Below are 11488 nucleotides of genomic sequence, written 5' to 3'. Positions count from 1 at the left end.
GCAACTGCACCGTATCTCCCGAGTTGCGTGGGTTGCCGGCCAGCGGCCGGCACTACCGTGCACGACGCCCCCAACCATCGGCCGTTGCCCCTTCCGGCCCCAGCGGCTATGGTCCCGGGCTGTTCTGTCGTACCGGATTGCCCCATGTCACCACGCAAAGCCCTTCCCACCGCCCTGGCCCTGGGCCTGACCCTCGCCGCCGGCGCCCACGCCGATGAAGGCATGTGGATGCCGACCCAGCTGCCGGAGCTGGCCAAGCCGCTGCAGGCCGCAGGCTTCAAGGGCAATCCGGCCGACCTGGCCAATGTCACCGCACCGCCGCTGAGCGCGGTGGTGCGTGCCGGTGGCGGCACCGGCTCGTTCGTATCGTCGGACGGCCTGCTGCTGACCAACCACCACGTGGCGATGGGCGTGATCCAGTACAACAGCTCGCCCGAGCATGACCTGATCAATGGTGGCTTCATCGCCAGGGACCGCGCCGACGAGCGCCCGGCCAACCCGGACTTCCGCGTGCTGGTCACCGTCGGCTTCGACAAGGTGACCGACCAGGTGCTGGCGCAGGCGCGTGGCAAGACCGGCCGTGCCTACTTCGATGCGGTGGATGCGGCCAGCAAGCAGATCGTGGCCGAGTGCGAGAAGGACGGCAGCGTGCGCTGCTCGGTGGCCAACATGTACTACGGCACCGATTTCTACCGCATTGCCCAGCTGGAGCTGAGCGACGTGCGCCTGGTGTATGCGCCGCCGCGTGCGATCGGCAACTACGGCGATGAGATCGACAACTTCATGTGGCCGCGCCACACCGGCGACTTCACCCTGCTGCGCGCCTATGTCGGCAAGGACGGCAAGCCGGCCGCGTACAGCAAGGACAACGTGCCCTACCAGGCGCCGGCGCACCTGCAGATGTCGGTGGAAGGTCCGAAGGAAGGTGACTACGCGATGCTGGCCGGTTACCCGGGCATCACCTATCGCCACCGTACCGCGGCCGAATTCGCTGGCCAGATCGATACCGTGCTGCCGCGCCGCGTATCGGTGTTCCAGCAGATGATCGACACCATCGAGGCCGCCAGCGTCAAGGACGCGCAGGCGCGCACCCGCTACGCCTCGCAGCTGCAGTCGCTGAAGAACAACCGCAAGCGCGCCGCTGGTGAGCTGGAAGGCCTGTTGCGCAGCGACGCCAAGGCCCAGCGTGCCGCCGACGAGACGGCGATGCTGGCTGCCACCGACCGCAAGTACCAAGGCGACATCAAGGCGCTGCTGACCAACCTGTCGCAGGGTGCGGCGGTGGGCGAGCGTGACCTGCTGCTGGACCAGATGGCCGCACAGAGCCAGCTGCTGCGCTCGGCGCTGCTGCTGGAACGCCTGCGCATCGAATCGGCCAAGCCGGACGCGCAGCGCGAGAGTGGTTTCCAGCAGCGCGACCAGGCGATGATCGAAGGCGTGCTCAAGCAGGTCCAGCGCCGCTACGCGCCGGAGGTCGAGAAGGCGCTGCTGACCACCCTGCTGACCCGTTACCAGCAGCTGCCGGACGCGCAGCGCGTGGCCGAGTTCGATACGGCCTTCGGCCGTACCCCGGAGCAGCTGGCGAAGGCACTGGACACCCTGTACGCCGGCACCCAGCTGGGTGAGGAGGCACAGCGCCTGTCCCGTTTCGCTGCTGCGCGCGAAGGCAAGGCGCTGGCTGCCGATCCGCTGATCACCGTGGCCGCCCCGCTGGTGGCCGCGCAGCTGCGCATCGAGAACGAAAGCAAGACCCGCGAAGGCGAGCAGCTGCGCCTGCGCCCGGCCTACATGCAGGCGCTGTTCGCCTGGCGTGCCAAGCAGGGCCGCGCGGTGTACCCGGATGCCAACCGTACCCTGCGCATCAGCTACGGCAAGGTCGAGGCGCTGCATCCGCGCGACGGCGTGACCTACTCGCCGGTGACCACCGTGGCCGGCATCGTCGAGAAGAACACCAACGCCTATCCGTTCGATGCCCCCAAGCCGCTGCTGGCGGCGATCGCCAAGGGTGACTTCGGCAGCACCGCCGACCCGGCGCTGAAGACCCAGACGGTCAACTTCCTGACCAACCTGGATACCACCGGCGGCAACTCCGGCTCGCCGGTGCTCAACGCCAAGGGCGAACTGATCGGCCTGAACTTCGACAGCAACTGGGAATCGGTCAGCGCCAGCTGGTGGTTCGACCCGCGCTACAAGCGCGCCGTGCACGTGGACATGCGCTACCTGCGCTGGCTGCTGGCCAAGGTCTACCCGGCGCCGGAACTGCTGAAGGAAATGGGCGTGCCGGCCCAGTAAGAAGCCGGCCACGACCAATGGTCGTGGCCCGCACCGCGTAGGCCCCCACCTTGGTGGGGGTGGTTGTCCCCAACGAGCCCGCACCCCCGGCCACGCCTGGCCTACACTGCGGGTTCTTCCGACGGAAACGCGCGCGTGGTCTCCAGCTGGATCCTGCTGCTGGTCTCGGTTGCCTATGCCGCGCTGCTGTTCGGCGTGGCGTGGTGGGGTGACCGTCGGCCGATGTACCCCGACCGGCCGTGGCTGCGGCCGGTGGTCTACAGCCTGGCGCTGGCCGTGTACTGCTCGTCGTGGACGTTCTACGGTGCGGTCGGTACCGCCGTGCGCAACGGCGTGGGCTACCTGCCGATCTACATCGGCCCGCTGCTGCTGCTGTTGTTCGGCTGGCGCATCATCGAGCGCCTGGCGCTGATCGCGCGCAGCCAGAACGTGGTGTCCATCGCCGACTTCATTTCCTCGCGCTTCGGCCGCTCGCGGCGGCTGGCGGCGCTGGTGGCCATCATCGCGCTGATCGGCATCATTCCGTACCTGGCCCTGCAGTACAAAGCGGTGGCGATGAGCCTGCAGGTGCTGACCGGCAACACCGGCCCGACCGGCTTCTTCACCGATCCAGCGCTGTACGTGGCGCTGCTGATGGCGTTGTTCGCCACCCTGTTCGGTACCCGCCAGGTCGATGCCACCGAGCACCACCACGGCATGATGCTGGCGATCGCCTTCGAATCGGTGATCAAGCTGCTGGCGATGCTGGCCGTGGGCGTGTTCGCCTACCTGTGGCTGAGCAACCGCACCGACGCGGTGGTCGAATCGGTGCATACGCTGTTCACCGGCCTGCCGCCGGTGGGTTTCATCTCGCAGACCCTGCTCAGCTTCCTCGCCATCATCTGCCTGCCGCGCCAGTTCCACGTGGCCGTGGTCGAGTGCGGCGATGTGCGCGATGTGCGCCGCGCGCGCTGGATGTTCGGCGGCTACCTGGTACTGATCTCGGGCATGGTGCTGCCGATCGCCACCGCCGGCGTGACCCTGTTCGGCACCGGTGGCAGCGTCGCCGACGACTCGATGGTGCTGGCCCTGCCGCTGGCCGAGGGCCGCAACGCGCTGGCGCTGATCGCCTATGTGGGCGGCTTCTCGGCGGCCACCGGCATGGTGATCGTGTCGTCGATCGCGCTGGCCACCATGGTCAGCAACGATCTGGTGATGCCGGTGCTGCTGCGTCGCAGTGGCGACCATCAGGAGGCCGCCGACGTCGCCTCGCGCGTGCTGTGGATCCGCCGCCTGGCGATCCTGCTGCTGGCGCTGATGGCCTACAGCTACTACCGCACCAGCAGCAACGACAGCACGCTGGCCTCGTACGGCCTGATGGCGTTCGCGGCGGTGGCGCAGTTCGCGCCCGGCCTGATCGGCGGCCTGTACTGGCGCGGTGCCAGCCGGCGCGGCGTCGAGGTGGGCATGCTGCTCGGCTTCGCCACCTGGCTGTACACCCTGCTGCTGCCGGCGATGACCATGGCCGGCTGGGTCGACGCCGCATGGGTGCAGCACGGCCCGTTCGGCATCGAGTGGCTGCGCCCGCAGCAGCTGTTCGGCATGACCGGCTGGGATCCGCTGACCCACGGCACCTTCTGGTCACTGCTGGTCAACGCGGCGACGATGATGCTGGTGTCCGCGCGCTGGCGGCCCGGTGTCGATGAGCGGCTTCGCGCCGCGCCGTTCCTCGATCCATATGCCGAGCGCCCGTCGGTGGCGGGTGGTTGGCCGGGTCACGTGCATGTGGGCGATCTGCTGGCGCTGGCTTCGCGCGTAGTGGGTGAACGCCATGCGCGACGTTCGTTCTTCGAACAGGCGCAGTCACTGGGCCGTGAGCTGCAATCCTCGGCGCCTGCGGACCGGCCGTGGGTGCAGTTCACCGAGCGCTTGTTGGCCGCATCGATCGGTGCGGCGTCGGCACGCCTGCTGCTGACCAGCCTGCTGCGTGGCTCGGGCATGGATCTGGGCGAAGTGGTGGCCGTGCTGGACGAAGCCGGGCAGGAGCTGCGCTTCAACCGCGAAATCCTGTCGACCACGCTGGAGAACATCAGCGCCGGGGTCAGCGTGGTCGATCCGGACATGCGGCTGACCGCATGGAATCGCCGCTACCAGGACATGTTCGGCTACCCCGACGGCATGCTCTACGTGGGCCGCCCGGTGGCCGACCTGATCCGCTACAACGCCGAGCGCGGCGAGCTGGGCGAGGGCGATATCGAGGTGCAGATCAATCGCCGCATCGGCTACATGCGTGCCGGCTCACCGCACGTGTTCGAGCGCACCCGCAGCGATGGCAAGGTGATCGAGATGCGTGGCCAGGCGCTGCCTGGTGGTGGCTACGTGACCAGCTACAACGACATCACCGACTACAAGCATGCGGAAAAGGCGCTGCTGGAAGCCAATGAGACGCTGGAACAGCGCGTGGCCGAGCGCTCGCATGAGGCCGAGGTCGCGCAGCAGTCGAAGACCCGTTTCCTGGCGGCGATCAGCCACGACGTGCTGCAGCCGTTGAACGCGGCGCGCCTGTTCGCCTCGGCACTGCGCGACAGTGATCACGTGAGCGACGAGCAGAAGCACCTGGCCGAGCGTGTGGACGCTTCGTTGCGTGCGGCCGAAGAGCTGCTCGATGGCCTGCTGGATGTGTCGCGGCTGGATGCCGGCGGCCTGCATCCGGTGATCGGCGAGTTCGACGTGAGCGCGTTGATGCGTGAGCTGGCCGCGCAGTACACCCCGGTCGCGGCTGGCCGCGGCCTGCGCCTGGACCTGTTCGCACGCCCTGCGTGGGTGCGCAGTGACCGCCGCCTGCTGCGCCGCGTGCTGCAGAACTTCCTGGCCAATGCGTTGCGCTACACCCGCCAGGGTCGCATCGTGCTGGCCGTGCGCCAGCGCGGCGATGAAGTGGAACTGCAGGTGTGGGATACCGGCCCCGGCATTCCCGAGCACCATATGCGTCAGATCTTCGACGAGTTCCACCGCTACCAGCAACCATTCGACTGGGGCGAACAGGGCCTGGGCCTGGGCCTGTCGATCTGCCAGCGCATCTCGCGCCTGCTCGACCATCGGTTGAACGCACGCAGCCGGGTCGGCAAGGGCTCGATGTTCTCGATCATCCTGCCGCGGGTGGCGCCGCTGCCGGGTTACACCGAGCTGGCCACGCCGGTACAGGCGGTGGCCGCACCGGTACGCAGCGATTCGCTGGCGGGCCTGCGCGTGCTGTGCGTGGACAACGACGAGGAGATCCTTGACGGCATGCGCGCGCTGCTGGGCCGTTGGCAGGTGCAGGTGATCACCGCGGCCACCGTCGACCAGGCGCTGGAGAAGATCGCCGAGCGCCCGCAGGTGATGCTGGTGGATTACCACCTGCACGACCGCATGGACGGCCTGGATGCGCTGGTAGCGCTGCGCGAGGCGGCCGGTTACCCGCTGCCGGGCGCACTGCTGACCGCCGATGGTCGCGACGAGCTGAAGCGGATGGCGCGCGAACGCGGCTACCGCGTGCTGACCAAGCCGATCAAGCCGGCCTCGCTGCGCGCCTTCCTGGGCGCGCTGCGCGATGCGCAGTAGATCCACGCCATGCGTGGATGTGACGTCAGGTAGTGCCGGCCGCTGGCCGGCAACCACGTAATCGCGGAAGCGTTACCCCAGGCCGTGCAGGTGTTCGTACAGGATCGTCGCGCCGATGATCACCAGGATCACGCCGCCGATGATCTCGGCACGCTTGCCGACCATGCTGCCCAGCACGCGGCCGAGCATGATGCCGACGGTGACCATGGTCAGCGTGCACAGGCCGATCACTGCAGCCATCACGCCGATATGCACGTCCATGAAAGCCAGGCCGATACCCACCGCCATCGCGTCGATGCTGGTGGCGAAACCGGTCAGCGCCAGCTTCCAGAAGCCGTGGTGCTGCGAGGGGTCTTCGTCTTCGTCGGCACTGTCCGGACGCAGGCCGTTGTAGATCATGTGGATGCCCAGTGCGCCGAGCAAGCCGAAGGCGATCCAGTGGTCGAAGGCTTCGACGTACTGCAGGGCGGCACGGCCGAGCAGCCAGCCGATGATGGGCGTGATCGCCTCGATGACGCCGAAGATGATGCCGGCACGCAGTGCGTCGCGGAATACCGGCTTGCGCATGGCCGCACCCTTGCCGATTGCAGCGGCGAAGGCATCGGTGGACATGGCAAAGCCGATCAGGAGGATCGAAATGGGGGACATGGGCGGCGGCTGAGGTCGGGCTAGGACGGACGCACGGCCTGCGCTCGCGCCCAACCTGACGTTGCGCGCGCGGGCCGCTGGTCTCGCCAACCATCATGGTTGTCCACGCCACGGCGCACTGGCCGAGTATGTTGACGTGGACGATTCCTGCGTAGGAATCCGGCTACTCCCCAAGGGGACGCGCAGCTTAGCATCGCGATTCACGCGCGGCGCATTTCCAGCGAAACGCGCAGGCAGGGCTGGTTTGTATAGCGATGGCTATATCGAGAGCGCAGCGGTGCCTGGTAGTGCCGGCCGCTGGCCGGCAGGTGCACCATCAAAAGCGTGCCAAGCAAGCTTGGCACCTACCAATGCGGGTTCAGATGATGTCGCGCGTTTCAGGGGATTGCCGGCCAGCGGCCGGCACTACCTTCAGTCTTCTTCCGGCGGCAGCACGATGGCGTCGTCGTCGATCGCCAGCTTGTACCAATGCGGGTTCAGATGATGTCGCGCGTTTCAGGGGATTGCCGGCCAGCGGCCGGCACTACCTTCAGTCTTCTTCCGGCGGCAGCACGATGGCGTCGTCGTCGATCGCCAGCTTGCCGGCCATCAGCACGGCCTGGGTGCGGTTGGTCACGCCCAGCTTGCGCAGGATGGCGGTGACGTGGGCCTTGATCGTCGCTTCGGACACGTTGAGGTCGTAGGCGATCTGCTTGTTCAAGCGACCGGCGCCCAGCATCTGCAAAACGCGGAACTGCTGCGGGGTCAGCTCGCGCAGGCGCTGGCCGACTTCGCGTTCCTCGCTGCCGGTGGGCGGCACGTTGTGCGCTTCCGGCGGCGCCCAGGTCTCGCCATCGAGGATGGTGCCCAGTGCGTGGCCGATGGTGTCCGAATCCGCAGACTTCGGAATGAAGCCCAGCGCGCCGTGGTCGAGCGCGCGGCGCATCACCGTGGCTTCTTCGCGCGCGGACACCACCACCACCGGCAGCTGCGGATGCAGCGAGCGCATGTGCACCAGCGCGTTGAAACCCTGCGCACCGGGCATGTTGAGGTCCATCAGGACCAGGTCGGCGTCGTTGTGCTGGTCGGCCAGCGCGTACAGCGCTTCCACGCTGTCGGCTTCGAACAGCTGCACGCCGGGGATGACCCGCTGTACCGCCCCACGCAGGGCTTCGCGGAACAGCGGGTGGTCATCGGCAATCAGGAGGGTGGTCATGGGTCGAGCTTATCGATCAGGAAAAAGAGCGACGTGATGGCAGGTGCAGGACGGGTCGGACACGGCCGGGTCCCTCCTCCCGGCCACGTCCCTGGCGCGTCCTGCGCCTGCGGTCACGCCATCAGCGCACCTTGCGCTCGTCCACCAGCGACGCCACCACCGACGGATCGGCCAGGGTCGAGGTGTCGCCAAGCTGGTCCGGTGCGTTCTCGGCGATCTTGCGCAGGATGCGGCGCATGATCTTGCCCGAGCGGGTCTTCGGCAGGCCCGGCGCCCACTGCAGGTGGTCCGGCGTGGCGATCGGGCCGATCTCCTTGCGTACCCAGGCGACCAGTTCCTTCTGCAGCTCGTCGCTCGGAGCTTCTTCGGCCACCAGGGTGACGTAGGCGTAGATGCCTTGGCCCTTCACGTCGTGCGGGAAGCCGACCACGGCCGCTTCGGCCACCTTCGGGTGCGAGACCAGAGCGCTTTCCACTTCGGCGGTGCCGATGCGGTGGCCGGACACGTTGATCACATCGTCCACGCGGCCGGTGATCCAGTAGTAGCCGTCTTCGTCGCGGCGGCAACCGTCGCCGGTGAAGTAGCTGCCCGGGTAGGTGCGGAAATAGGTATCGATGAAACGCTGGTGGTCGCCGTACACCGTGCGCATCTGGCCCGGCCAGGAATCGCGGATGATCAGGTTGCCCTCGGTCGGGCCGTCCTGGATCTCGCCATCGGCATTGACCAGCGCCGGCTGCACGCCGAAGAAGGGCAGGGTGGCCGAGCCCGGCTTGAGGTCCATCGCGCCGGCCAGCGGCGAGATCAGGATGCCGCCGGTCTCGGTCTGCCACCAGGTATCGACGATCGGGCAGCGGCTGTCGCCGACCACCTCGTAGTACCAGCGCCAGGCTTCCGGATTGATCGGTTCGCCGACGCTGCCGAGCAGGCGCAGCGACGCGCGCGAGGTCTTCTTCACCGGCTCCTCGCCTTCGCGCATCAGTGCGCGGATGGCGGTCGGGGCGGTGTAGAAGATGCTCACCTTGTGCTTGTCGATGACGTTCCAGAAGCGCGAGGTGTCCGGATAGTTCGGCACGCCTTCGAACATCAGCGAGGTCGCGCCGTTGGCCAGCGGGCCGTACACGATGTAGCTGTGGCCGGTGACCCAGCCGACGTCGGCGGTGCACCAGTAGATGTCGTCCTCGCGCAGATCGAACACCGCTTCATGGGTGTAGGCCGCGTACAGCAGGTAGCCGCCGGTGGTGTGCAGCACGCCCTTCGGCTTGCCGGTGGAACCGGAGGTGTAGAGGATGAACAGCGGGTCTTCCGCGTTCATGCGTTCCGGTTCGCAGGTAGCCGGCTGGCTGTCCACCACATCGTGGAACCAGCGGTCGCGCGGGGCCTGCATGTCCACCGCGCCGCCGGTGTGGCGCACCACCAGCACGGTTTCCACGGTATTGGTGCCGGGCAGCTTCAGCGCGGCATCGACGTTGGCCTTCAGCGGAATTTTCCGGCCACCGCGCAGGCCCTCGTCGGCGGTGATGATCAGCTTGCTCTGGCAGTCGCTGACGCGGTCGGCGATCGAGTTCGGTGCGAAGCCACCGAACACCACCGAGTGGATCGCACCGATGCGCGCGCAGGCCAGCATGGCCACGGCGGCGTCGACGATCATCGGCAGGTAGATGGTGACGCGGTCGCCCTTCTTGACGCCGAGATTGCGCAGCGCGTTGCCGAGGCGGCAGGTGCGCTCGTACAGCTCGCGATAGGTCACGTGCTGCGCCGGTGCATCCGGGCCATCCGGCTCGAACAGCAGGGCGGTCTTGTCGCCGCGCGTCTCGAGCTGGCGATCCAGGCAGTTCACGCTGGCATTGAGCTCGCCATCTTCGAACCACTTGATGTGGAAATCGGACAGGTCGTAGCTGACGTTCTTGATCTTCGTCGGCTTGCGCATCCACTCCAGGCGCTCGGCGGCCTTGCCCCAGAAACCATCCGGGTCGGTCACCGAAGCCTGGTACTGCTGTTCGTACGACGTCTTGTCGATGCGTGCCTTGGCGGCGAACTGCGGATCGACGGGGTAGATATCAGCCATGGCACCCTCACTTGCACGTTGACTTTGTATGTGCGGTCGCAGCATCGCAGCGACCGATCCCCTTCAGTTTGCCCCATCCACCCCCGGCCGCGTCACCACTCTGGTTAGACCATGGTCGAAAGTGAGCGCCCAGCAGGGCCGGGTTCGACCAATGGCGAATAGCCGCTATACATAATCGCCCCGCAGTCTCGGCTCGACCGTGCCCCACGCGCGGCATCACCTTGCCACTTGGGAGAGAGGGCAACATGAGCCACCGTACGTTGAAAGCCGTGCGCAAACCTTTGGCGGCCTGCCTGTTGGTCGCCCTGGTCGCACCGGGCATGGCGTTCGCTGAGACCGCCAAAGAGAAAGCGCTGGAAGCACGCGTTGCCGAACTGGAACGCCAGGTCCAGCTGCTGCTGTCTTCGCAGCAACAACAACAGACCCAGATCAGCCAGACCCAGCAGGCGGTGACCGAAGTCCGCACGGTGCAGGCCGAGCAGAAGCCGGTCGCCTCGGTGCCGGCGGGCAAGCAGCCGATCCAGGTCACCACCATCACCCCGGGCGCCGCGCCGGGCACCACGGTCAAGATCGGCGGCTTCATCAAGGCCGATTTCCTCGCCACCCAGACCAGCGATGGCCAGCTGGCCGACGACGCCACCGGCCGCTCGCTGTACCTGCCGGGCCAGACCCCGGTGGAAGGCGCCGGCGGCAGCGGCAAGCGTTCGGGCACCGATTTCAACGCCCACGCCAAGTTCTCGCGCTTCAACCTGGGCATCGACAACGTGAGCGAATCGGGCAACAAGGCCGGTGCGTTCTTCGAGATGGACTTCTTCGGCAACTCGCTGGGCAACCAGACCGCGACCAATACCTACGGTGTGACCCTGCGCCACGCCTACATGTACTGGAACAACTGGATGGCCGGCCAGACCTGGTCCAACTTCATGGACGCGGCCGCACTGCCGGAAGCGGTCGACTTCGTCGGTCCCACCGACGGCGTGATCTTCGTGCGCCAGGCGCAGGTGCGCTACACCCAGGGTGGCTTCAGCGTCGCGCTGGAAAACCCGGAAACCACCACCCTCACCGGTACCCGCAACCCGGTCACCGGCGCCTGGACCAACGCCAGCGCCAACTCCGACCGTGGCAGCCTGCCTGATCTGACCATGCGCTATGGCTGGAAGGGCGACTGGGGCACCTTCGGTGTCGGCGGCATCGTCCGCCAGCTGAAGGTCGACAACCAGGCCACCGGCGCCAAGGCCGACAAGGTGGCCGGCGGCCTGACACTGGGCGGCAAGTGGGTGATGGGCGACAGCGATTCGCTGCACTACCAGCTGACCGGCGGCGAAGGCATCGCCCGCTACATCGGCCTGGGCATCACCGCCGACAGCGCCTACGACGTGGCCCGCGACGAGCTCAACCCCACCGGCGTGCTGGCCGGTTACGTGGGCTGGCGGCATGCGTTCTCGCCGAAGCTGCGCACCAACCTGATCTACGCGCGCAGCGACTACGACAACGACAGCATCCTCGGCCCGCTGGTGACCAAGAGCGTGCAGAGCATCCGCGGCAACATCTTCTACTCGCCGCTGCCCAAGGTCGATATCGGTGCGGAGCTGATGTACGGCCGTCGCGAAGTGGAGAACGGCAACAAGGGTGACATCACCCGATTGCAGTTCACCACGAAGTACAGCTTCTGATCGAGTGCCGACCAACGGTCGGCACCTACCTAG

6 protein-coding genes and 1 riboswitch are annotated in these 11488 nt (G+C 67.1%); of the genes, 3 read left to right on the top strand and 3 right to left on the bottom strand.

From position 1 onward, the window contains the following. Nucleotides 1-144: 144 nt before the first annotated feature. Together ACZK3J_RS22225 and ACZK3J_RS22220 are read left to right on the top strand one after the other, a co-directional pair. On the top strand, nt 145-2292 hold the full coding sequence (locus ACZK3J_RS22225) for a S46 family peptidase (RefSeq protein ID WP_478476253.1): 2148 nt from the start codon (nt 145-147) through the stop codon (nt 2290-2292). Nucleotides 2293-2427: 135 nt separating this feature from the next. Further along, on the top strand, nt 2428-5874 hold the full coding sequence (locus tag ACZK3J_RS22220; protein WP_110714185.1) for a hybrid sensor histidine kinase/response regulator: 3447 nt from the start codon (nt 2428-2430) through the stop codon (nt 5872-5874). A 72-nt stretch (nt 5875-5946) separates the two neighbouring features. Here the strand turns inward: ACZK3J_RS22220 and ACZK3J_RS22215 are convergent, their stop codons facing one another. The 3 genes from ACZK3J_RS22215 to acs all read right to left on the bottom strand — a co-directional run bounded on the left by ACZK3J_RS22215 (nt 5947) and on the right by acs (nt 9782). Further along, on the bottom strand, nt 5947-6522 hold the full coding sequence (locus ACZK3J_RS22215; RefSeq protein WP_032128462.1) for a manganese efflux pump MntP: 576 nt from the start codon (nt 6520-6522) through the stop codon (nt 5947-5949). A gap of 88 nt (nt 6523-6610) precedes the next feature. Further along, a riboswitch (yybP-ykoY riboswitch) is annotated at nt 6611-6700 on the bottom strand. Nucleotides 6701-7051: 351 nt separating this feature from the next. After that, a complete protein-coding gene (locus tag ACZK3J_RS22210) occupies nt 7052-7717 on the bottom strand; it encodes a response regulator transcription factor (RefSeq protein WP_005420420.1) in 666 nt (221 codons plus the stop codon). 121 nt (nt 7718-7838) lie between these two features. Beyond that, nucleotides 7839-9782 carry an acetate--CoA ligase gene (acs, locus tag ACZK3J_RS22205; protein ID WP_478476252.1) on the bottom strand — a complete coding sequence of 648 codons (1944 nt, stop codon included), beginning with the start codon at nt 9780-9782 and terminating at the stop codon, nt 7839-7841. A gap of 245 nt (nt 9783-10027) precedes the next feature. Here acs and ACZK3J_RS22200 point away from each other — a divergent pair, with 245 nt between their 5' ends. Further along, nucleotides 10028-11455, top strand: a complete 1428-nt coding sequence (locus tag ACZK3J_RS22200; RefSeq protein WP_049399159.1) for a DcaP family trimeric outer membrane transporter — start codon at nt 10028-10030, stop codon at nt 11453-11455. Nucleotides 11456-11488: the final 33 nt, after the last annotated feature.

This window comes from Stenotrophomonas sp. 86428_Sma (assembly GCF_056481585.1).
The sequence above is the reverse complement of the archived record's forward strand: the minus strand, read 5'-3'. Positions and strand labels throughout refer to the sequence as shown.